The following is a 22,447-nucleotide window of genomic DNA, read 5'->3' on the forward strand; positions in this document are numbered from 1 at the left end:
CGGACGACCGTCCTTTCCGTGCGCCACCGGGCCGCGAAGGCCCGGCTGCACACTCTCCGGAGCCGACCTCGTCCCGGCCGCGGGGCGCAAACCGCGGCCGGTCCCTCGCCGGTCGGCTCCGGAAAGCCGGTTGGGCGACGGCGGCGCGAACACCGCCGTCGCGGATGGTCAGGGTCAGACGGCGACCACGGTCAGCGCCGGTTCCACATCGGTCCACGAGGAACCGGTCTCCGCCGAACGGGTCACCGCGTCCAGCACGAGCTGGACCTGCAACGCGTCGGCGAAGGAGGGCGCCGGGTCGGTGCCGGTGGCGATCGCCTCGATGAGATCGCGCATCTGGTGCGTGAAGGAGTGCTCGTAGCCGATGATGTGGCCCGGCGGCCACCACGCCGACATGTACGGGTGGTCGCCCTCGGTCACCAGGATTCGGCTGAAGCCCTGCTCCAGCGTCGGCCGGGTGGCGTCGTAGAACTCCAACTCGTTGAGGCGCTCCAGGTCGAAGACCACACTGCCCAGCGAGCCGTTGATCTCGACACGCAGGGCGTTCTTGCGGCCCGTGGCGAACCGGCTCGCCTCGTACGTGGCCAGGGCGCCACCGTCGAGCCGGGCCACGAAGACCGCGGCGTCGTCGACGGTTACCGTCCCGGTGGCCGGAGCGCCACCGTCGGTCGACTCGCCGTCGACGGTGGCCGCCAGCCCGCTCGACTCGGCCGGCAACGGCCGCTCCTTGACGAACGTCTCGGTGATCGCGCTGACGCCGGTGATCTGCTGGCCGACGACGAACTGCGTCAGGTCGATGATGTGCGCACCGATGTCACCGAGCGCGCCGGAGCCCGCCCTGTCCTTCTGCAACCGCCAGACCAGCGGGAACTGCGGATCCACGATCCAGTCCTGCAGGTACGTCGCTCGGACGTGTCGTATCACCCCGAGTCGTCCCTCGGCCACCATCTGGCGCATCATCGTGACCGCGGGGACCCGGCGGTAGTTGAACCCGCACATCGACCGCACTCCGGCGGCGCGGGCGGTGTCCGCCGCGGCGGTCATCGCCCGTGCCTCGGCCACCGTGTTGGCCAGCGGCTTCTCGCACAGCACGTGCTTGCCGGCGGCCAACGCGGCGAGGGCGATCTCGGCGTGACTGTCGCCCGGGGTGCAGACGTCGACCACGTCGATGTCGTCCCGGTTGACGAGGTCACGCCAGTCGGTCGTGTACGCGTCCCAGCCGAGCCGGTCTGCCGCGTCCGACACCGCTGTGGTGTCCCGGCCGCAGATCAGCGCCATCCGGGCCCGCGCCGGCAGGTCGTACACGCGGTTCACGGTCCGCCACGCCTGTGAGTGCGCGGCGCCCATGAACGCGTAACCGACCATGCCGATCCGCAGTTCTCTGTCTGTCGTGGACAAGGTGGGTCTCCCCCCGGTATGTCAGAACCCGAGCTTGTCGTAGCTGCTCGCGTTCTCCTTGGTGATCGTCTCGGAGGCGAGGGTCACTTCCTTGGGCACCTGCAGCTCCGTCAGGTCGCCCAGGCCCCGACCCTGCGCGATGAGCCGCGCGAGCGAGATCGCCGAGGACGCCATCGACGGGTTGTAGGTGACCGTCGCCTTGAGCACCGAGTTGTCGGCCTTGATCGCGTCGATCGCGAGCTTGGAGCCCGCGCCGCCGACCATGAAGAACTCCGACCGGTTGGCCTGCTTGACGGCCGCGAGCACACCGATGCCCTGGTCGTCGTCGTGGTTCCAGATCGCGTCGATCTTCGGCAGCGCCTGGAGGAGCTGGGCCGCCTCGCGCTGGCCGCTGTCCGAGGTGAACTCGGCCGAGCGCCGGTTGCTCACCTTGAACCCGTAGGTCGCGAGGGCGGCCTTGAAGCCCTCGCTGCGCTCGACCGTCAGCGGGATCTCCAGGCCGGCGATCTCACCGATGACCGGGTTGGCGACGCCCTTGTCCTTGAGCTGCTTGCCGATGAAGTGGCCGGCGGAGACGCCCATGCCGTAGTTGTCGCCCTTGATCACCAGTCGCGAGGCCAGCGCGTCGGGGAACGCCCGGTCGAGGTTGACGATCGGGATGCCGGCCTGCATGGCCTGGAGGGCAACGGCGTTGACCTCCTTGCCGTCGTGCGGCAGCACGACGATGATGTCCGGCTTCTGGGCGATCAGGGTGCCGAGCGTGGAGCGCTGGGCCTCCGAGTTCGACCCGCCGTCGACCTCCTTGAACTCCACGTCGGAGTACGCCGCGGCCTGCGCCTTGGCGTTGGCGTGGATCGCGCCCATCCAGCCGTGGTCGGCCGCCGGGGCGGAGAAGCCGATGACGACCTTCTTACCCGGGGCGTTGTTGCCCTCGGCGTTACCGGCGGCCTTGGTCTGCGTGCTGGCGGCCGGGGTCTCGTTGCTGGTGCAGGCGGTCAGCAGGGTGGCGGCGCCGACCGCGGCACCACCGAAGAGCAACCGGCGGCGCGACAGGTCGCGACTGTTCTGGGTCATGAACGACCTCCTGGGAGCGGGATTTCATCTGGGTGAGGGTGTGCGAGGTCCGGCCACCGTCGAAGATCTCGACGTCGCCAGGACAACGGTGCGGTGCGTCAGGTCGTGGTGGTGACCCTGTTCCGCGCGAGGAGCCGGGTGACTGACTTGAACTGGAACTGCTGGATCAGGACGGCGGCGACGATAATGCCGCCCTTGACCATGTTCTGCGCCTCGATGGAGAGGCCGTTGATGGCGAAGAGGTTCGTGATCGTGGCGAAGATGATGACGCCGAGCAGCGAGCCGACGATCGTGCCCCGACCACCGCTGAGCAGCGTCCCGCCGATGATCGCGGCGGCGATAGCGTCCAGCTCGTACAGGTTGGCCATCGCCGCCTGCGCCGAGGTCGCCTGCGAGGTGAGCATGATGGCGGCGATGCCGCAGCACAGGCCGGAGAGCGCGTAGAGCAGCATCGTGTGCCGGCGGACGTTGATGCCGGCCAGTCGCGCCGCCTCCGGGTTACCGCCCACGGCGATGGTCCGCCGGCCGAAGGTCGTCCGGTTGAGCAGGACCCATCCGGCCAGTACGACCGCGCCGAGGATGTAGACCAGGATCGGGATGCCGATGACCTTGCGGGCGGCGATGTCGTTGATGAACGTGCTGCTCGACACCTGCGTCTGCTTGTTGGAGATCGAGGCCGCCAGGCCACGCGCGGCCACCAGCATCGCGAGGGTCGCGATGAAGGGCACCAACCTGCCGTACGAGATGAGGACCCCGTTGACCAGGCCGACGCAGATGCCGACCACGAGGGCCGTGAAGATCATGCCGCCGGCGCCGTAGCTCTGGGTGGCGACCGTGGTGCACCAGACCCCGGCCAGCGCGACGATCGCCCCGACCGACAGGTCGATGCCGCCGCCGATGATCACGAAGGTCATGCCGACCGTGACCACGCCGACGACCGAGGCGAGCTGGAGGATCGCCAGGACGTTGTTCCAGACCCAGGTCGGGTCGCCGTACAGGTCCGGCTTGGTGATCGCGCCGACCACGATGAGCGCGGCCAGCACGCCGATCAGGCCGAGGTTGCGCTTCGCGCCGTCGCCACCGTCGCCCCGCCACCAGGAGAGCTTGCCGACCGATGCCGCCTTGTCGCTGGCCACCGCCGTCTCCGCCGGGTCCACCGGCGGCGACTGGGCCGGAAGCTTGGGGCGCTCCGGTGTCGCGGTGGGTGTGGGAGTCGCGTCGCTCATGCCGGTGCGCCTTCCATCAAGGACCCCGCCATCACGAGGTCAAGCACAGTGTTCTCGTCGAGTTCGCCGGCCGCCGCCTCGCGGACGACCCGGCCTTCGCGCATGACCAGCACCCGGTCGGCCAGGCCCAGCACCTCGGGTACCTCGCTGGAGACCAGCAGCACGCCGACGCCCTGCGCGGCGAGCGAGCGGATGACCTGGTACAGCTCGGCCCGGGCGCCCACGTCCACACCCCGGGTGGGCTCGTCCAGCAGCAGCAGCTTGGTGCCGCCGAGCAACCAGCGGCCGACCACCACCTTCTGCTGGTTGCCGCCGGACAGGGTGCGTACCGGCCGGTCGACGTCCCGGGGACGCAGCTCCAGGGTCTCGGCGATCCGGTCCGCCTCGGCGCGTTCCGCCGCCGCATTGGTGAAGCCGAGCCGCGCGTACCGGCCGAAGGTGGCCAGCGTGACGTTGCGGTAGATCGGCTCGCCGAGCAGCAACGCCTGGCTCTTGCGCTCCTCCGGGGCCATGCCCATGCCGGCCCGTACCGCCGCACCGACGCCGGGGCGCAGCGCCTTGCCGTCCATCCGCACCGTGCCGGCCTCCGCCAGCCGGGCGCCGTAGATCGTCTCCAGCAGCTCGGACCGGCCGGAGCCGACCAGTCCGGCGATGCCGACGATCTCCCCGGCCCGGACGGTCAGCGAGACGTCGGCGAACTCGCCGGTCCGGGTCAACCCCTCCACCTGGAGCAGGTCGGCGCCGGCGGTGTCCTCGGCCGGGCGGTCCGGGAAGACGTACTCGATGGTCCGGCCGGTCATGCGGCTGACCAGGTCGCGGGTCGGGGTGTCGCGCGCCGGCAGGTTCGCCGCCGTGGTCCGGCCGTCCTTGAGTACGGTGACCCGGTCGCCGATCTCGCGGATCTCCTCCATGCGGTGGGAGATGTAGATGACGGCGATGCCCTGCGCGGTCAGCTCGCGGATGATCCGGAACAGGTTGCCGACCTCGTCGTGGGCCAGCACCGCGCTCGGCTCGTCCATGATGATCAGTCGCGCCTCGTGCGACAGCGCGCGGGCCATGCTGACGATCTGCTTGCCGGCCGCCGGCAGAGAGCGGACCATCCGGCCGGGCGGGATCTCGCCGTGACCGAGCCGACTGAGGATCTGCCGGGTGTGCCGGGCCATCCGGCCGCGCCGGACGAAGCCCAGGCTCCGGTACTCGTGCCCGAGGAACGCGTTCTCCGCGACCGAGAGGTCTTCGACGAGGTCGAGTTCCTGGTAGATGGTGGCGATGCCGGCCTTCATGGCGGCCTGCGGGTTGGCGAAGGTGACCGGTTCGCCGCGCCACTCCACCAGCCCGGCGTCCGGCTGGTGCACGCCGGCCAGCACCTTGATGAGGGTGGACTTGCCGGCGCCGTTCTGCCCCAGCAGGCAGTGCACCTCTCCGGCGCGTACCTCGAGTTGGACCCCGTCCAGGGCGCGTACGCCGGGGAAGGTCTTGACCACGTCGGTGAGGCGCAGGACCACCTCGCCCGCGACGGTGTCGGGCGGAGCTTCGACCAGCGGCGCGGCGGCGTCGGCGTCGGCCGACCCGGTGGTGGCGGTCTCGTCGGACAGGGCCACGGTCTCCTCCTCGCTCATGATGCTTCCCCGAAGGCGACGTCGCTGGCGAGCACGGCCGCGCCGGCGACACCGGCCCGGCCACCCAACTCGGACAGCACGACGGGCAGGTTGCCGGTAGCCAGGGGCAGTGACCGGCGGTAGACCACGCTGCGGATCTCGGCGAGCAGGATGTGCCCGAGCTGGGCCAGCCCGCCGCCGATCACGATCATCGACGGATTGGTGAAGCTGACCAGGCCGGCGAGCACGCCGCCGACCCGCCGTCCGCCGTCACGGATCAACTGGATGCAGGTCACGTCACCCTCGACGGCGCCCTCGGCGACGTCCAGGGCGGTGACCGTGCCGCGCAGGCTCAACCGCTCGGCCAGGGCCGGCGACGCCCCGCTGCGGGCCGCGGCGAGCGCTTCCTTGGCCAGCGCGGCGCCGCTGAACAGCGCCTCCAGGCAGCCCGCGTTGCCGCAGGAGCACATCGGACCGTGCGCGTCGACCTGGATGTGGCCGATGTCCCCGGCGCAGCCGTCGGTGCCCCGGTAGACCTCGCCGGAGAGGTAGATGCCGCAGCCGACACCGGTGCCGATCTTCACGAAGAGGAAGTCGTCCACCGAGTGCGCCACGCCGCCGTGGCGTTCCCCGATGGCCATGATGTTGACGTCGTTGTCGACCACCGCCGGGCACGCGTGCTCACGGCTGAGCAGCTCGCGGACGGGGAACCGGTCCCAGCCCGGCATGATCGGTGGCGACACCGGCACGCCGTCGCGGAAGCTCACCGGCCCGGGTACGCCGATGCCCACCGCGTCCAGCCGCTCGTACGCCCCGTCGACCCGGGCCTTGTGCAGCAGCTCGTTGACCCTCTGCAGGGTGACCTTCGGCCCGCTGCGGATGTCGGCCGGCTCGGCGTAGTGGGCCACCGGTTCGAGGCGGCCGTTGACCACCTCGACGTCCATCGAGCTGGCGCCCAGGTCGACGGCGGCGAAGCGCAGCTTCGGGTTCAGCTCGACGAGCGTCGAGCGACGCCCGCCCCGGGAGGCGGCGAAACCGGCCTCGGCGACGTACCCCAGCGCGACCAGGCGGTCCAGCTCGGTCAACAGTCGCGGACGCGGCATCTGGAGCCGGTCGCCCAGCTCGGCGCGGGACACGGCCCCCTCGTCGCGGAGCAACCGCAACAGTCGAACGTGCAGGGGGTCGACGGTCCGCACGCGCGGTTCACCTCTTCATCGGGCTCGTTCACATCGACGCAATGCCGATGTGTTGTGTCCGACACAGTAGGAGCGCTCCGCGCCGCGTGTCCAGAGCTTCAGCCGTTCCGTTCCCAACTTTTGTCCGAAGGAACAAAAGCTAAAAGTGGATCAAGAAAAGGATAACGGCGTGCCCGCACGCGCTCGCGTGCAGTTTCATCGACCGACACGAACCCGCCCCGCCAGCGGGTCTCTGCTGACGGGGCGGGTTCGGGTGGCTCAGCCGTTGTGCGCGGCGCCCTTCTTGCGGAGCTTGCGGTCGTCGCGCAGCTCGACGTACGGCTCGTCGTCGACCGGGTGCCCCGCCGAGATGGCCCGGCCGCGCTCCAGCTCCGCGTCGAACTCGGCACCCAGCAGGATCGCGATGTTGCTCAGCCACAGCCACACCAGGAAGATGATCACCCCGGCCAGCGCCCCGTACGTCTTGTCGTACGAGCCGAAGTTGCTCACGTAGAAGGCGAACAGACCGGAGATCACCAGCCAGATCACCACGGCCAGCACCCCGCCGGGGCTGACCCAGCGGAAGCCGCCGTGCCGGGCGTTCGGCGAGGCCCAGTAGAGGATGGCGAACATCAGGCTGACCAGGATCAGCAGCACCGGCCACTTGGCGACGTTCCACACCGTGACCGCCTCGGAGCCCACGCCGATGGCGTCGCCCACCACCTCGGCGAAGCGGCCCGTGAAGACCACGATCACCGCGCAGGCCAGCAGAAGCACCCCGATCACCGCCGTCACGCCGACCCGGATCGGCAGCGTCTTCCAGATCGGCCGGCCCTCCGGCACGTCGTAGATGGTGTTCGAGGCGCGCATGAACGCGGCGATGTAGCCCGACGCGGACCAGAAGGCGGCCAGCAGACCGATGATCGCCGCGACGCTGGCCAGGCCGCCGTTGTCGTTCGCCGTGCCGATCGCGTCGTTGATGATCTTCTGGATGCTGTCGTTGGGCACCGCCTGGCTGACCGTGTCCTTGACGCCCTCGGTGGCGCTGGTGCCCAGCAGCCCGAGGATGGAGATCAGCACCAGCAGCCCGGGGAAGATGGACAGCACCCCGTAGTAGGTCAGTGCCGCCGCCCAGTCGGTCAGGCTGTCGTCCTGGAATTCGCGGACCGTACGACGGATCGCCGCCTTCCAGCCGCTGCCGGGCAAATCGGTGGGGCTGTCCGGGCCGTCGTCGGGCCCGACCGGCCCGACCGGCGCGCTGGCGCGGTCACGCTCGGTGCGGCCGCGCGTGCGGGGGTCGTGCTCGCTCCGGCCGAGCTTGCGATCGCCCGCGGTGCTCTCGTGCGCGGTGCTGTCGTGCGCGCTGCGGTCGCCGGCGGTGCCGTGGTCGCGCTCGCGCTGGGCGGAAGACTCGTCCGAGGCCATCGCCCCTCCTCGTCGTCGGCGGTGTCACCTGCGGACATGCCCCGTCGACGGCCTCGGATAACCACCTACTTGTAGAGCATCCTGCCCATCCGGCGCGAAGCCACCAGCAGACCGACCGCCATCATCGCCAGCAGGTAGAGCACGTCGAGCAGCCAGAGCCAGCCGCCGCTGCCCACCGTGAGGCCGCGGAGCAGGTGCACCGCCCGGTACAGCGGAGTGACCTCGACCAGCCAGCGCAGCAGGGTCGGGTAGGCCTGCGCCGGCACGAACGTGCCCGAGAAGAAGAACAGGGTGAACTGGACCGACCCCACGAGGTCGAAGTCCTGCCAACTGCGCATGACGGTGGCGACCGCCATGCCGAGCCCGCCGAACGCGAACCCGACCAGCACCGCCGCCGGAAGCGCGGTGACGGCCCGGGTCACGGTGGTCAGGTCGAGCGCGACCATGACCCCGAGGAACGCCGCCGAGTACGCGCTGCCGCGCAGCATCGCCCAGGCCAGCTCACCCAGGGCGATCTCGAACGGGCGGATCGGGGTGGCGATCATCCCGTCGTACAGCTTCATGTACTTCATCTTGCCGAAGAAATTGAACGTGGTCTCCGAGATCGCCCCGGTCATCGCCGAGGAGGCCAGCATCGCCGGGGCCACGAACTCGGCGTACGACACCAGCCGCCCGTCGGGCAGCGACAGGTCCCCGACCAGCGTCCCCACGCCCAGGCCGATGGAGAGCAGGTAGAGCAGGGGCTCCACGAAGCCGGAGAGCAGCAGCAGCCAGTAGACCGCCTTCAGGGCCGTGACGTTGCGCCCGATCACCGACGCCGACCGGCGGGACGCGCCGGAGACGTCGACCAGCCGGGGCAGGACCAGCGTGACCACGGGTTCTCCCTAGACGACGAGCTTGCGGCGGAAGGTGCGCAGCGCGAGCAGCCACCCGACGACCGCCCAGGCGGCCAGGTAGAGCAGGTGCCCGGCGACAGACCACTGTGGGGAGACACCGAGCGTGGCCGCACGGCACAGGTCGACGGCGTGCCACAGCGGTGTCGCGTACGCCAGCCACCGCAGCACGTCGGGCAGTGACTCGACCGGGAAGAACACCCCGGCGAACAGCGTCATCGGGACGACCGCGAACCGGAACAGCATCGCCAGCCAGTTGTCGCTGGACACCAGGGCCGAGAACGCGAACGTCGGTGCGGCCACGGCCAGCCCGAGCAACGCCACCACCGGCAGGCTGACCACCGCCCACGGCGACCGCAGCGCCCCGAACAAGCCGGTGACCAGCAGGAACACCGCAACCGTGGTGACCACCCGGAACAGCACGAACGCCAGGTGCCCGGCCAGGATGTCGCCGACGCGCAGCGGCGACGCACTCTGCGCCTGGTAGCTCTTGACCCACTGGAAGTTGCTGAACACCGGCCACGTCGAGTCACCCACGGTCACCTGGAGCGCGGTCGAGGCGATCAACCCGGGGACCAGCCAGTCCAGGTAGCGCACCCCGTCGACGCCCTGGTCGATGTAGCCCCCGACGCCCACGCCGAACCCGAGCACGGTCAGCACCGGCAGCAGGAACGACGAGAACACCCCGGCCCGCCAGGTGCGCCGCAGCCCGACCAGGTAGTAGCCGAACACCGCCGACGCCGGCGCCCACGGCGGTCCCGGTCTCGCCCGCGTCCGTTCCGCCACGCTCACCGCGCCACCCCCGCCCGCACCGACCACGACCTGTCTACCCCCGGGGTACGACAGACCGCGACCCCTTTACGCCGCGCCCGACGTTGGCGTGCCCGGCCCGGCGTGCCCAGCCCAGCCCGGCCCGGCGTGCCCAGCCCGGCCCGGCGTGCCCAGCCCGACTCGGCTTCCCGGAAGTCGGGGTTTCCACGGCCACGGGAAGCCCCGACATCCGGGAAGTCGAGTGGATCACCCGCGCCGTGCCGCGAGGCTCGCCGCACGATGATCCACTCCAGATCGGCGACGCGGCGGCATCCAATCGCCCGGACACCGCCGGATCGGCGATCTGGTGTGGATCACGCTCGACAGGCGGCGTCGGACCGGACCCGACGAACGCGCGCCACGCGTCGGCCGTGAAGGCTGCTGCGGTAGTGCCTCGTGGCAGATCAACTCGGGCTCATGGAAAGCGGGGCGTCCCGGTCCCGCAGATGCCCCGATTCGCAGGAAGCCGAGGGGACCTTGGTGCTGCGCAGGGCCACACGGTCGGACCACGCGACAGCTCAGGGGCCTACCGGGGCGACGACCTATCGGACACCGGCACCGAGCCCGACGAACGCACGCCACGCCTCGGGTTCGAAGACGAGCACCGGCCCATCCGCGTCCTTCGAATCACGCACGGCCACCGCTCCCGGCAGGTTGTCGGCCACCTCCACACAGTTGCCGCCGTCCGGGCCGCTACGAGTGCTCTTGCGCCAGCGGGCGCCAGTCACATCCATGTCTCCGCCACTTCCGCCATCAGATCGAGGGACTGCCCGTGCGATAGTGCCTCACCTCGGATCGACTCCCACACCTCGACCATCTGACGCACGTAATCGGACCGATCGATGACCTGCCCGTGGCGCTGCCCCGCAAGGTAGACAAGGTCCTCGCCCTGAGGCGCTGTAGCGATCACGAAGGGCCCTCCGAGCCCAGCGTAAGCACCCGCGAGATCCGGCACTACCTGGATTCGCACCCGCGGAAACGCCGATCCCAGCTTCACGAGGTGCTGGATCTGCTCGCGCATCACACCCGATCCACCGACGTCTCGGCGAAGCACATGCTCATCGATCAGCGCGGTGATCAACGGCGGCCGGTCGCGCGTGAGGAGTCCCTGACGGTCCAGTCTGGCTGACACGTGTTGCTCGATCTCGTCCGGCGCAAACAGACCGCCACCGGTCAGCAGAGCGCGGGCGTACCCCTCTGTCTGCAACAGACCCGGCACGCACAGCGGCTCGAACCACCGCAGCGCGGTGGTCTCCTGCTCGATGCCGGCCCAGTCGCGGAACCACGGCACGACGGTCTCGCGGCTGATCCGCCGTTGGATGCGTTCGAACCGGCCGTCGGCCGCGAGCACGACATCGCACCGACGCGCGAAGTCCAGGCTCGGCCGGCGCTCCGACGTCTCCACCTTGGCGACCAGCGCGCCCGAGTAGCTCAACGCCTCGGCGAGCGCCGCCTGTGACAGGCCCCGGTCCGCCCGGGCCAGCCGCAGCTCCTCCGCGAAGTGCTCCAGCATGGACGAACTCTCCACGGACAACCTCCGTACATCTTCGTACCGTGCCGGGCCGGCCGTCGTACGCGCTGGTCGTCGGCGCGGGGGATCTCCCACCGTAGTCGCGTCATCACCAGACTGTCACGCAGCGGAACCGCTCACGGGATCGGACGGCGGGCGGAACCAGGCCGGGAGCGCCCCGTGACCCCCGATCCGGGGCGCTCCCACCCATCGAGCAGTTCGGTTCACGACCAAGGGAGGCGCCGATGCCCCGCTACCGCCCGCACGTGGCCGCGCGTCCGTCGTGGCGCTGCCGGGTCTGCGGCGCGGCGTGGCCCTGCTCCCCGGCGCGGCTGGCGCTGCTCGGCGCGTACCGCGAGAACAGGACCGGCCTGCTCATCTACCTCGCCACGCTGCTCGAAGAAGCCACCGGAGACCTCCCGGGCAGCGACCCGCTGACCGACCGCTTCCTCACCTGGGCCAGAGCCCGGTGATCGTTGGCTGTTCAGCAGCACGACACGCCGGCTGGATTGTGGCTGAGCAGCCACCGATCACCCCGACCCACCCGCACTGGCCGCCAGCCAGCCCGGCTCGACCGCACCGCCGCCAACCAGCAGCGCCTCAGTCGACGAGGGTGCGGCCGGTCAGGTGCAGGAAGACGTCCTCCAGGCTGCTGCGTCGTACCAGCACGTTGGCCGGCTGCAACCCCAGCGCGGTCACCTCGGCGACCGCCGCGTCGCCGTCGGGCACGTACAGCAGTACGCGGTCGGGCAGCACCTCGACCCGCTCCCCCACACCGTCCAGCTTGTCGACGAACGGCGCCTGCGACTCGGCCGCGAAGCGCAGCTCGACCACCTCCCGGGTGGAGTACCGCTCGATCAACGCCCGGGGCGAGCCCTCGGCGACGATCCGCCCGCCGTCCATCACCACCAGCCGGTCGCAGAGCTGCTCGGCCTCGTCCATGTAGTGCGTGGTGAGCACCAGCGTGACGCCCTGCTGCTTGAGCCGGAACAGGCGCTCCCACACCAGGTGTCGAGCCTGCGGGTCGAGCCCGGTGGTCGGCTCGTCGAGCAGTACGAGGTCCGGCTCGTTGACCAGAGCACGGGCGATGGTCAGGCGGCGCTTCATCCCGCCCGAGAGCGGATCGACCTTGCTGTCCGCCCGCTCACCGAGCTGGACGAAGTCGAGCAACTCGTCGGCCCGCGCCCGTGCCGCCCGGCGCGAGACGCCGAAGTAGCGGGCGTAGACGGTCAGGTTCTCGCGGACGGTCAGCTCGGGGTCGAGATTGTCGAGCTGCGGGCACACCCCGAGGCGGGCGCGGATCGCCGGCCCGTCGGCCACCGGATCCAGGCGGAGGATGCGCAGGTCACCATCGCTCGGTGGCGACGTGCAGCCGATCATCCGCATGGTGGACGACTTGCCCGCGCCGTTCGGACCGAGGAAACCGAACGCCTCACCCGACTGCACCTCGACGTCGATGCCGTCCACGGCCGTGAAGTCACCGAACCGCTTCACCAGCCCACGAGCCTGAATCAGTGGTCCCCCGGTAGTCACCGCCCGACCCTAACCGCCGGGTCCGACACCCCTCCACGCAAATACGCGCTCGCCCGGCTCACCGAAAGCGAAACGCCGATCGATGCCCCACCCATCCGCCGATCGACAGGTATCGTCCCCCTGTGTCGCCCGCCAGCTCGCCCGATGGTCCGCCGTCACCCGCCCGACCAGCCAACTCATCCGGCGACGGGCCCACGACGAACGCCGGCGGCGAACCCACGAACGCTACCGACGCGCCACCCCGGCCCCGCCCACCCGCCGAGACCACAAACCCGGCCGAGGCCACAAAACGAGCCGAGACCACCGAACCAGCCCAGTCCGCGAAACCGGCCGAGGCCACAGAACCAGCCAGCGCCGCGAAACCGGCCCAAGCCACAGAACCAGCCCAGACCACCGGACCGGCCTGGGCCACCGGACCGGCCGGACCGGCCGGCGCCGCCGAGCGGGCCACCCGGGACATGGCTGCCCAGTTCGAGGACGAGAAGCCCGGCCGGGTGTTGGCCGGGCCGGCGGCCCTGCTCCTCGGCACGGTGGCGCTGGCGGTGGGCGCGCTCGCTCTCTGGCAGGTGTTCCGCCCACTCGCGCAGGGCAGCAAGTACTACCTGATCATCTTCTTGGCGGGGGTGCTCCCGCTGGTGTTCCTCGCCTACCCGGCCGACCTGCCGCGCTGGACCCGCCTACGCGGACCGCGACAAGCCACCGACAGCAGCCGGCCCACCGTCACCGACTGGCTGCTGGCCGCCCTGGCCGTGGCGGCCTGCCTGTATCCCGTCCTGCCGATCACGATCGGTACGGGGGGCGGCGGCTACAACGCGTTCCTCGACCGGCAGGGCCTGCTCGCGCCGACCGACCTGGTGCTCGGCACCGTGCTGCTGCTTCTGTTGCTGGAGGCGTGCCGGCGTACGACGGGTTGGATCCTGCCGGCGGTCTGCCTGCTGTTCCTCGGGTACGGCTACTACGGCGGGTTGCTGCCGCAGTCCTGGCCGGTCGCGCACGCCGGGCTCGACTTCCGGCAACTCGTCGACGCGTTCTACAACTCCGACAGCGGTTTCTACGGCACCCCGTTGGACGTGGCCGCGTCGTACATCGTGCTGTTCACCATCTACGGCGCGGTGTTGGAGCTGTCCGGGGCCGGGCGGTTCTTCGTCGACCTGTCGGCCGCGGCGTTCCGTCGTTCCCGTACCGCTGCCGGTCGGACGGCGGTGGCCTCGGGCTTCCTGCTCGGCACGGTCTCCGGATCGGGCGCGGCGACGACGGTGAGCATCGGCGCGGTCACGTGGCCGCTGCTGCGTCGCGCCGGCTATCCACCGGAGCGGGCCGGCGGCATGCTGGCCGCGGCCGGGGTGGGCGCGATCCTGTCCCCGCCCACGCTCGGGGCGGCGGCGTTCATCATCGCCGAGTACCTGGGCGTCTCGTACCTCCAGGTGCTCGGCTGGGCGACGGTGCCGACGGTCCTGTATTACCTGGGCATCCTGCTCTCCGTGGAGATCGACGCCCGCCGGTCCGGCGTACGACCGGTCGTGCTCGACGTCGGCTCGCCGTGGCGGCTGCTGGGCCGTTTCGGCTACCACTTCGCCTCGCTGATCGCGATCGTCGTGTTCCTCGCGGTCGGTGTCTCCGCGACGAGGGCCGTGGTCTTCGCCATCTTCCTCACCGCCGCGCTGTCGTGGCTGGACCGCTCGCACCGGCTCACCCCGGCCCGGCTAATGACCGCGCTCGTCACCGGCGTACGCGGGGTCCTCGCCGTCACCGCCGTGTGCGCCGCCGCCGGCATCATCACGGCGACCACCACGAAGACGGGGCTCGGGCCACAGGCGGCGGCGCTGTTGATCGGTGGGGCGGAGGCGGCCACGTCGGACCCGACGCTGGTCCTGGTGCTGACGGCGCTGCTCGCCGCCGTCGCGCTCAGCCTGCTGGGCCTGGCGGTGCCGGTCACCGCCTCGTTCGTGATCGGGTGGGTGATCGTCGGCCCGGCCCTGCTCGACCTGGGCGTGGCCGCGCCCGCCGCGGCGATGTTCGTCTTCTACTTCGCCGTGCTGTCCGAGGTGTCCCCGCCGACCGCGCTCGCCGCCGTGGCCGCCGCCGCCGTCACCGGGGGGCGGCTGGTGCCGACCATGTGGCAGACCCTGCGGTACGCGCTGCCGGCGTACCTGACCCCGATCGCGTTCGTCATCACTCCGGCCGGCCTCGGTCTGCTCGGCATCGGCGGCGTGCCGCGGATCGCCTTCGCCGCCGTGGTGACGGCGCTCAGCGTGGCGGTACTCGCCGTCGCCGCCGGTGGCTGGCTGCCGGGGGTCGGTCCCGCCGGCGCCCCGGAACGCGTGCTCGGCGCCGTCGCCGGCGTCACCCTGCTCTGGCTCGAACCGGTGCCGGTCGTGGTCGGCGTGGCGCTGGCCGTCATCGCGGCAGCGGGAGTGCTCGTCCGACGCGGATCCACGGGCCGACCGCGAACACCCACAGAGGGCCGACCGCGAACACCAACAGAGGAGGAACTGTGCGACGAACCGACGTACGGCTCGCGGCGGGAGTGAGCGCGCTCGCCCTCGTCCTGACGGGTGCCACCGGCTGTGGAGGCCAGAAGGGCGGCGCGGGCACGGACGACACGGCCAGTGCGGTCACCTGCGAGGTGACCCGGGAGACCCGCGTGGGTATCGCCACCGGCAACTCGACGGGCGTCTACTACGTGGTCGGCAACGCCCTGGCCGGGCAGCTGTCCGGTGCGACCGGCGGCAAGCTCACCGGCACCGCCGCCGAGACCGGCGCGTCGGTGCAGAACGTCGAGCAGTTGGTCGGCGGCCAGTACGACGTGGCGTTCTCGCTGTTCGACACGGCGGTCAACGCGGTCGAGGGCAAGGGCAGTTTCAGCGCGCCACAGCCGGTGCGGGCGTTGGCCCGCCTCTACGACAACTACACGCAGGTGGTGGTCCGCAAGGATTCCGGGATCACCTCGGTCGCCGGCATGCGCGGCAAGCGGATCTCCACGGGCTCCCCGAAGTCCGGTACGGAGGTGATCGCGAACCGGCTGCTGGAGGCCGCCGGACTCGACCCGGCCAAGGACGTCCGGGCGCAGCGACTCGACCTCGCCAAGACGGTCGACGGCGTCAAGGACGGCAGCATCGACGGGTTCTTCTGGTCCGGTGGCCTGCCCACCGGCGGCCTGACGGACCTGTTCACCACCGCCGGCGACACGGTGACGTTCGTCGACATCTCGCCGCTGCTGCCGAAGCTGACCACGCAGAGCCCCGGCTACCAGGCCGGAACGATCGGTCGGGACGTGTACCGGACGGCGACCGACACCCCGACCATCGTCGTGCCCAACGTGCTGCTGGTCCGCGAGGATCTGGACGCCAACGTCGCCTGCGCGATCACCCGGACGGTGTTCGACAAGCGCGACGTCCTGGCCCAGGCCAATCCGGCGGCCAAGGGAATCTCGCTGGAGAAGGCCCGCAGGACCCTGCCGGTGCCGCTGCACCGGGGCGCCGAGAAGGCGCTGAACGACCTGGGAGCGAGGTGAGCCTCGGTCAGAGGTCGGCCGGCGCGGTGGCGGCGCGGGCCACGCCGACCAGGCGGTCGGTCTCGGCGAGCAACGCCTCGTCGTCCGCCGGTGTGCCGGGGTCGAGTCGGACCGTCCAGGTCAGACCGTCGGCCCCGGCCGCGCGGCGGGCCGCGACGCGCGCCGCGCCGCCGGGCACCGGGTGGTGTTCGGTGTACGCGACGGAACGGGTCACCCGGGCGCGCACCTGGTGCGGCAGCTCACCGGGGTCGAGCAGCAGGTACGTCTCGGCCGGCCCGTCGGCGACCACGAGGTAGCCGTCACGCTCGACGACCGTCTCGGCGGGCGTGACGGTCAGCTCCCGGCCGGACCAGACCGCCTTGATCAGGTCGTGCCAGCCGATGCGGTGCCCCCGACCGGGCAGCCACAGCCCGAGGTTGCTGGCCACGATGACGCCGTCGCCCTCGCCGTTGCCCACCGCCGCCCAGGCGAGCACGCGCTCGTCGGCGGTCAACGGCGGCCGGTCGGCCGGGGGCAGCTTCGGCTTGCGGCTGAACAGTCCCATCTAGAGCCCTCCCGCGGCCTGCTCGCGCAGCGCCCGGGCGTGCTGTTCCAGCGACAGCAGCTCCCCGAAGGCGGCGAAGTACTCGTCCTTGTTGTTGACCGGGTTGATCCGCTGGATCCGCGACTTGAGGTCCCGGATGCGTCCCGTCACCGAGCCGAACTGCACCCGGGCCATGGTGATCGACACGTAGCGAGGGTCGGGCTCACCGTCGATCCGCAGCGGCTCCACGGCCAGCTCGCCGACCAGCGCCGCGGCGGCCAGGTCCGCGCAGGCGTCGCGGACCTTCTCGATCCACACCGCGCCGCCGGTCGCCGACGCGGCCCCGCCGGCCGCCGCCACGGCCGTACGGACGGCCACGTGCACCGGGTGGCGGTACTCGGTCGCCTCGACCGCGTCGAACATCGGCCCGGCGAGCACCGGCTGTTGCAGGGCGAGCTTCAACGCCTCGCGCTCGACCATCGACTGTGGGCTGTCGACCGACGGCTCGGCCCGGGCCGGGGCGGGCCGAGGAGCTGGCGCGGCGTCCCGGGTCGCGGACGGCGGAGTGTTGGCGGCGGCGAGCACGGCCCGCTGCACCGGTTCGATCTCCATCCCGAGGTCCATGGCGAGCTTGCGGACGTACTCGGGGCGCTTTTCCCGGTCTTTGAGCTGCGCGACCAGCGGCGCGGCCCGGCGCATGGCCTCGACCCGGCCGTCGACGGTGTCCAGGTCGAAGCGACTGATCTCGTGCCGCAGCGCGAAGTCGACGAGCGGTTCGCGGCGGGCCACCAGGTCCCGCACGGCCAGGTCCCCCTTGGCCAGGCGCAGCTCACACGGGTCCATGTTGTCGGGGCTGACCGCGATGAATGTCCGGCCGACGAAGCGCTGGTCGTCGCCGAACGCGCGCAGCGCCGCCTTCTGGCCGGCGGCGTCCCCGTCGAAGGTGAAGATGATCTCGCCGGCCACCGAGTCGGTGTCCAGCAGGAGCCGGCGCAGCACCCCGATGTGGTCCGCGCCGAACGCGGTGCCGCAGGTCGCCACCGCCGTCGGCACGTCGGCCAGGTGACAGGCCATCACGTCGGTGTAGCCCTCGACGACGACCACGCGGCCCTGCTTGGCGATCTCCCGCTTGGCCTGGTCGAGGCCGTAGAGCACATGCGACTTCTTGTAGATCGGCGTCTCGGGGGTGTTCAGGTATTTCGGGCCGTCGTCGTCGTCGAAGAGCTTGCGCGCCCCGAAGCCGATCACGTCACCCGTCAGGTCGCGGATCGGCCAGAGCAGCCGACGACGGAACCTGTCGATCAGCGTGCCCGACCGCGACTCCCGGGACAGACCGCCGGTGACCAGCTCCTGGTGGGTGAAGCCCTGCTGGCGCAGGTGCTTGGTGAGCAGGTCCCAGCCGTCCGGCGCGAACCCGCACCCGTAGCGCTCGGCGGCGGCCCGGTCGAAGCCCCGGCGGGCCAGGAACTCCCGCGCCGGTCGGGCGCCGGCGGTGCTGAGCTGCGCCCGGTAGAACTCCACGGCGGCGGCGTGCGCGGCGACCAGTCGCTGGCGCTGGCCCTGCTGGGGGCGCGGACGCGGGGCGCCCCGGTCGTCCTCGACGTAGCGGAGCTGGATGCCGGCGCGCCCGGCCAGCCGCTCGACGGACTCGACGAAGCTGAGGTGCTCGGCGTCCATCAGGAACTTGATCGCGTCGCCGCCGGCCCCGCAGCCGAAGCAGTACCAGACGTTGCGGGCCGGCGAGACGTTGAACGACGGGCTCTTCTCGTCGTGGAACGGGCACAGGCCCTTGAGGTTGCCGCCACCGGCGGACTTCAGGGTGACCGTCTCGGAGATCACATCCCCGATCGAGGTGCGTTCCCGGACCAGCGCGATGTCCTCGTCCCGGATCCGCCCAGCCATGCGCCACCCCCTCGCCGTACATCCTGCCCTGCCCGACCGACGACACGCCGGCCGGGGGACGCCGGTGTGGCGGGGGCCGCCGCCGGGCTCACCCGTTTCGCCCCGGCCGCCGGGTCCGCGCGGGGACCATGACCAGATGCGCAGGGTACGCGCCAACGGGCCCCGGCCGCCGCGATGGGTGACCGGTCGACTGCGGATGCGCGGACAGGGCCCGTTGACCGACGACACCGGTGAACGGCACGCGACCTGGTTGGAGCTGTTCCTCGACCTCATCTTCGTGTACGCGCTGGCGGCGGTCGTGCGCCGGTTGGGCGACGATCCGACCCCGTCGCCCAGCGCCGTGCTGGCCGTGCTGGGGCTCTTCGTGGTGGTCCAGTGGGCCTGGTTGGGTCAGGTGTTCTACGACACCCGCTTCGACCCGGACGACGTGCCGCACCGGATCCTGGTGCTGGTCGCGTTGGTCGGCGCGGGCACGATGACGCTCGGGGTGGACGAGGTTCCGGAGAGCGTGCTCCTGCCGGTGGGCTACCTGATCGTGCGCGGTGTGCTGCTCCTGCTGTACCTGCGGGCCCGCCCCACCAGCCCGCAGGCCCGTACGGTGACCACGATCTACCTGTGCGGCTTCGGGTCGGGCTGGCTGATCTGGCTGGCCTCGCTGGCCGTCCCCGCCGCCGCGCGTCCGACGTTGTGGATCGTCGCCATGATCATCGAGCTGGCCACCCCGTGGGTGGGCAAGCGCTGGCTCAACCGGTTTCCGGTCGATGACCAGCACCTGCCCGAGCGGATCGGGCAGTTCACCATCATCGTGCTGGGCAGCGCGCTGGCCAACCTCCTCTTCGCGGTGCCCGACCATCCCCGACCGCACATGATCGTGACGGCCGGACTGGCGTTCCTGGTGCCGGCGGCCGTCTGGTGGGTCTACGCCACCTTCGTCACCACCCGCGAGTCACGGCGCCGGCTGCGCGGCGGCCAGACGTACGCCTACCTGCACATCCCGCTCGGCGGCGCACTGCTGCTGCTCGGCTGGGCGCTCGGGCAGATGGTCCGGCTGGCCGACGACGAGGTGGTCCGGCTGCCGATGGAGCTGCGGCTCGTGCTGGCCGCCTCGATCACCGCCTGGATGTTCTGTGGGCTCGCGTTGCACTGGGTGTGGAACCGGCCGAGCGTCGGCCGCCTCGGCATCGCCGGCTACGGCGTGGGCTCTACCGTCCTGATCACCACGGCGGTGCACGAGCCGAAGCTGATGCTGTTCCTGCTCTCGGTGGCGGTCGTCGGGTACGCGGTGCTGCTCACCCGACGACTCACCGCGACGGCCGAGGACTGAGCCGGCCGACGCTCAGGCGGCGGCCGGCTCCTCGGCGGCGACCTGCCGGTTCCACTCCTGCTTCGACGAGCGCCAGCCCTCGTCGTCCATGCCGCGTCGCCAGTAACCGGAGATGGAGAGCCGGTCCAGGGGCACGCCGCGCTCGCCGCGCAGCAGCCGGCGCAGCTCCCGGACGAAGGCTGCCTCGCCGTGCACGAAGGCGTGCACCTGGCCGGCCGGGAACTCCAGCGAGCGCACCGCGTCGACCAGCGCCTCGCCCACCTGGCGTTCGCCGCGGTGGAGCCAGGTGAGGGTGACCGCTCCGGGGCTGAGCAGCTTCTGCTCGTCAGCCGGGTCGGCGATTTCCACGAAGACGTGCGCCGGCGCGTTCACCGGCAGCCGTTCCAGCGCGGCGGCGATCGCCGGCAGGGCGCTCTCGTCGCCGACCAGGAGGTGCCAGTCCGCGTCCGGGCTCGGCGCGTACGCCCCACCGGGGCCCACGAAGTGCACCGGGTCACCGGGACGCAACGCGGCGGCCCACGGGCCGGCCAGCCCTTCGTCGCCGTGGTGCACCACGTCCACGGTCAGCTCCCTCGCGCGCGGGTCCCACCGGCGCACCGTGTACGCCCGCAGTCGGGGCCACTGCTCCCGGGGCATGTCCCGGCGGATCGCGACGAGATCCAGCGGCTGCGGGTACGCGACGCCGGGCTGCGGAAACACCAGCTTGATGTAGTGGTCGGTGAACTCGCCCACCGGCAGGCCGTCCAGCTCGTCCCCACCGAGGACGAGCCGGATCAGGTGCGGGGTGGGTCGTTCGGTGCGCAGCACCCGGACCGAGGTGACGTTCCTGGGGCGTTCCGTCATGCAGTTAGGCTAACCTAAGTTGTTGAGTTGTCCACCAGACGGGTGTGCCAGCTCACCGCCGCCGGGTCGGTGAGTGAGGCAACCTGGTCGATCACCACCCGCAGCCGCGCGGCGTCGTCCGGCGCGGCACGCCACAGCGGCGCGAAGATCGGGTCGAGCCCGTCCGGCGCCCGCCGCACCAGCGCGGCCACCACCTCGGCCAACATCGTCCGCTGCCGCTCGTACCGACCCCGGAATCCGCTGCGCCGCATCACGTACCGCAGGGCGATGCCCTTGAGCAGCGCGCACTGCGCCCGGACCAGCCTCGGCACCACCAGGTCGGCGGCGTACCGGCGGTGCGGGCCGGGGCCGTACCGCTGTTCGGTGGCCTCCACCGCCGCCGACACGAACCGACCGGTCAGGCCGCTGGTGGTCGCCTTCAACGCCACCTGGGCGCGGTGGCTGCCGTCGTAGGCGGCGAGCGGGGCGAGCAGCGGGTCGGCCAACAACGCGACAAGCACCTCGGCCAGATCGTCCGGCGACTCCCCCGAGTACGCCGCGGCCACGTCGGCACAGAGCGCCGCCCGTTCGTGGGAGTCGGCGAGCAGCGGGCCCAGCGTGACGTACCCGCCGTGGATGCCGTCCTCCACGTCGTGCACCGAGTACGCGACGTCGTCCGCCCAGTCCATCACCTGCGCCTCCAGGCAGCGCCGGTCTCCCGGCGCACCGACCCGGATCCAGTCGAAGACCGCCGCGTCGTCGGCGTACACCCCGAACTTGCGCTCGCCCGGGCGGCGCGGCCACGGGTACTTGCCGATCGCGTCGAGCGACGCCCGGGTCAGGTTCAGCCCGGCGGACGACCCGTCCGGGGCGAGCACCTTCGCCTCCAGCCGGGTCAGCACCCGCAGCGTCTGCGCGTTGCCCTCGAAGCCACCGCACGGCGTCGCGAGCAGGTCCAGCGCGGCCTCGCCGTTGTGCCCGAACGGCGGATGCCCCAGGTCGTGGGCGAGCCCGGCGACGTCGACCACGTCCGGGTCACAGCCCAGCCGGGCGCCCATCTCGCGGGCGATCTGGGCCACCTCCAACGAGTGCGTCAGCCGCGTACGCAGGAAGTCGTCGGTGCCGGCGGTGTGCACCTGCGTCTTGGTGGCCAACCGGCGGAACGCGGCCGAGTGCAGCACCCGGGCACGGTCACGCTCGTACGGCGACCGACGGTGGCCGGTGTCCTTGGGCGGCTCCGCGACCAACCGGTCGGCCGGATCAGCGCTCACTGCTCAGTGCTCAGGCAGAACGCAGAACTCGTTGCCCTCCGGGTCGGCCAGCACCGTCCACTCCACGTCGCCCTGGCCGATGTCGACGTGCCGGGCGCCCATGTCGACCAGGCGCTCGACCTCGGCCTCCTGGTCGGCCGGGCGCAGGTCGAGGTGCAGCCGGTTCTTGCGTACCTTGCCCTCGGCCACGGGACCGAAGAAGAGGGCGGGGGACCGATCCGCGGACTGGCGGATCTCCACGCCGCCCGGCTTCTCGGAAATGATCTGATAGCCGAGCGCCTCGGCCCACCAGCGGGCCAGCCGCGCCGGATCGCGGGCGTCGACGGTGAGGCTCTCCCAGACGCTTGTCATTCAGTCACCCTTCCCGTTCGACGGCGTACACAATCGGCCGTTTGCGAGCGAGCCAAGGTTACGCCCGTCACGGCCGATCGACGCGCCCCGAACGCTTC

The 22,447-nt window shown here is 71.4% G+C and carries 19 protein-coding genes and 1 pseudogene; 4 read left to right on the top strand and 16 right to left on the bottom strand.

Annotated elements, in window-relative coordinates:
* Window positions 1–174: 174 nt before the first annotated feature.
* The 10 genes from ACTFTM_RS25140 to ACTFTM_RS25185 all read right to left on the bottom strand — a co-directional run bounded on the left by ACTFTM_RS25140 (window position 175) and on the right by ACTFTM_RS25185 (window position 11,112).
* Entirely contained in the window at window positions 175–1,365 is a 1,191-nt protein-coding gene (locus ACTFTM_RS25140; RefSeq protein ID WP_449566722.1) for a Gfo/Idh/MocA family protein, read from the bottom strand.
* Window positions 1,366–1,419: 54 nt separating this feature from the next.
* Window positions 1,420–2,472 carry a substrate-binding domain-containing protein gene (locus tag ACTFTM_RS25145; RefSeq protein ID WP_449562911.1) on the bottom strand — a complete coding sequence of 351 codons (1,053 nt, stop codon included), beginning with the start codon at window positions 2,470–2,472 and terminating at the stop codon, window positions 1,420–1,422.
* A gap of 98 nt (window positions 2,473–2,570) precedes the next feature.
* Window positions 2,571–3,698 carry an ABC transporter permease gene (locus ACTFTM_RS25150; protein ID WP_449562912.1) on the bottom strand — a complete coding sequence of 376 codons (1,128 nt, stop codon included), beginning with the start codon at window positions 3,696–3,698 and terminating at the stop codon, window positions 2,571–2,573.
* Window positions 3,695–5,317 carry a sugar ABC transporter ATP-binding protein gene (locus tag ACTFTM_RS25155; RefSeq protein ID WP_449562913.1) on the bottom strand — a complete coding sequence of 541 codons (1,623 nt, stop codon included), beginning with the start codon at window positions 5,315–5,317 and terminating at the stop codon, window positions 3,695–3,697. Before ACTFTM_RS25155 ends, ACTFTM_RS25150 begins: the two co-directional genes overlap by 4 nt.
* Window positions 5,314–6,492, bottom strand: a complete 1,179-nt coding sequence (locus ACTFTM_RS25160; RefSeq protein WP_449562914.1) for an ROK family protein — start codon at window positions 6,490–6,492, stop codon at window positions 5,314–5,316. The genes ACTFTM_RS25155 and ACTFTM_RS25160 overlap by 4 nt, the downstream gene beginning before the upstream one ends.
* A gap of 258 nt (window positions 6,493–6,750) precedes the next feature.
* Window positions 6,751–7,896 (bottom strand): YihY/virulence factor BrkB family protein, encoded by a 1,146-nt coding sequence (locus tag ACTFTM_RS25165; RefSeq protein ID WP_449562915.1) that lies wholly within the window; start codon window positions 7,894–7,896, stop codon window positions 6,751–6,753.
* A gap of 65 nt (window positions 7,897–7,961) precedes the next feature.
* Window positions 7,962–8,771, bottom strand: coding sequence for an ABC transporter permease (locus ACTFTM_RS25170; RefSeq protein WP_449562916.1), 810 nt, complete (start codon window positions 8,769–8,771; stop codon window positions 7,962–7,964).
* Between the two features lie 9 nt (window positions 8,772–8,780).
* Window positions 8,781–9,581, bottom strand: a complete 801-nt coding sequence (locus ACTFTM_RS25175) for an ABC transporter permease (RefSeq protein ID WP_449562917.1) — start codon at window positions 9,579–9,581, stop codon at window positions 8,781–8,783.
* 560 nt (window positions 9,582–10,141) lie between these two features.
* A complete protein-coding gene (locus ACTFTM_RS25180; protein ID WP_449562918.1) occupies window positions 10,142–10,333 on the bottom strand; it encodes a DUF397 domain-containing protein in 192 nt (63 codons plus the stop codon).
* The gene (locus tag ACTFTM_RS25185) at window positions 10,324–11,112 is read right to left on the bottom strand and encodes a helix-turn-helix domain-containing protein (protein WP_449562919.1); all 789 of its coding nucleotides are present in this window, start codon (window positions 11,110–11,112) and stop codon (window positions 10,324–10,326) included. The genes ACTFTM_RS25180 and ACTFTM_RS25185 overlap by 10 nt, the downstream gene beginning before the upstream one ends.
* A gap of 242 nt (window positions 11,113–11,354) precedes the next feature.
* On the opposite strand from ACTFTM_RS25185, the gene ACTFTM_RS25190 reads away from it, so the two are divergent.
* On the top strand, window positions 11,355–11,582 hold the full coding sequence (locus tag ACTFTM_RS25190) for a flavin reductase (RefSeq protein WP_449562920.1): 228 nt from the start codon (window positions 11,355–11,357) through the stop codon (window positions 11,580–11,582).
* A 127-nt stretch (window positions 11,583–11,709) separates the two neighbouring features.
* On the opposite strand, the gene ACTFTM_RS25195 is transcribed toward ACTFTM_RS25190, so the two are convergent.
* Window positions 11,710–12,642 (bottom strand): ABC transporter ATP-binding protein, encoded by a 933-nt coding sequence (locus ACTFTM_RS25195; RefSeq protein WP_449562921.1) that lies wholly within the window; start codon window positions 12,640–12,642, stop codon window positions 11,710–11,712.
* Window positions 12,643–13,100: 458 nt separating this feature from the next.
* Between ACTFTM_RS25195 and ACTFTM_RS25200 the strand changes: the two genes are divergently transcribed.
* Entirely contained in the window at window positions 13,101–15,173 is a 2,073-nt protein-coding gene (locus ACTFTM_RS25200) for a TRAP transporter permease (RefSeq protein ID WP_449562922.1), read from the top strand.
* Window positions 15,137–16,156, top strand: coding sequence for a TAXI family TRAP transporter solute-binding subunit (locus tag ACTFTM_RS25205; protein ID WP_449562923.1), 1,020 nt, complete (start codon window positions 15,137–15,139; stop codon window positions 16,154–16,156). Before ACTFTM_RS25200 ends, ACTFTM_RS25205 begins: the two co-directional genes overlap by 37 nt.
* A 7-nt stretch (window positions 16,157–16,163) precedes the next feature.
* On the opposite strand, the gene ACTFTM_RS25210 is transcribed toward ACTFTM_RS25205, so the two are convergent.
* Complete coding sequence (locus ACTFTM_RS25210; RefSeq protein WP_449562924.1) at window positions 16,164–16,700, bottom strand: hypothetical protein; 537 nt, start codon at window positions 16,698–16,700, stop codon at window positions 16,164–16,166.
* Window positions 16,701–18,603 (bottom strand): annotated as a pseudogene (gene dnaG / locus ACTFTM_RS25215) (DNA primase).
* A 114-nt stretch (window positions 18,604–18,717) separates the two neighbouring features.
* Here dnaG and ACTFTM_RS25220 point away from each other — a divergent pair.
* On the top strand, window positions 18,718–19,905 hold the full coding sequence (locus ACTFTM_RS25220) for a low temperature requirement protein A (protein WP_449562925.1): 1,188 nt from the start codon (window positions 18,718–18,720) through the stop codon (window positions 19,903–19,905).
* A gap of 12 nt (window positions 19,906–19,917) precedes the next feature.
* Here ACTFTM_RS25220 and ACTFTM_RS25225 read toward each other — a convergent pair whose 3' ends face one another.
* Genes ACTFTM_RS25225 through ACTFTM_RS25235 form a run of 3 tightly spaced genes read right to left on the bottom strand, consistent with a single transcriptional unit; the run spans window position 19,918 to window position 22,349 of the window.
* Window positions 19,918–20,748 carry a siderophore-interacting protein gene (locus ACTFTM_RS25225; protein WP_449562926.1) on the bottom strand — a complete coding sequence of 277 codons (831 nt, stop codon included), beginning with the start codon at window positions 20,746–20,748 and terminating at the stop codon, window positions 19,918–19,920.
* Window positions 20,749–20,762: 14 nt separating this feature from the next.
* Window positions 20,763–21,998, bottom strand: coding sequence for a deoxyguanosinetriphosphate triphosphohydrolase (locus ACTFTM_RS25230; RefSeq protein WP_449562927.1), 1,236 nt, complete (start codon window positions 21,996–21,998; stop codon window positions 20,763–20,765).
* Window positions 21,999–22,001: 3 nt separating this feature from the next.
* Window positions 22,002–22,349 (bottom strand): VOC family protein, encoded by a 348-nt coding sequence (locus tag ACTFTM_RS25235; protein WP_449562928.1) that lies wholly within the window; start codon window positions 22,347–22,349, stop codon window positions 22,002–22,004.
* Window positions 22,350–22,447 lie beyond the last annotated feature (98 nt).

Source organism: Micromonospora sp. RB23 (assembly GCF_053585025.1).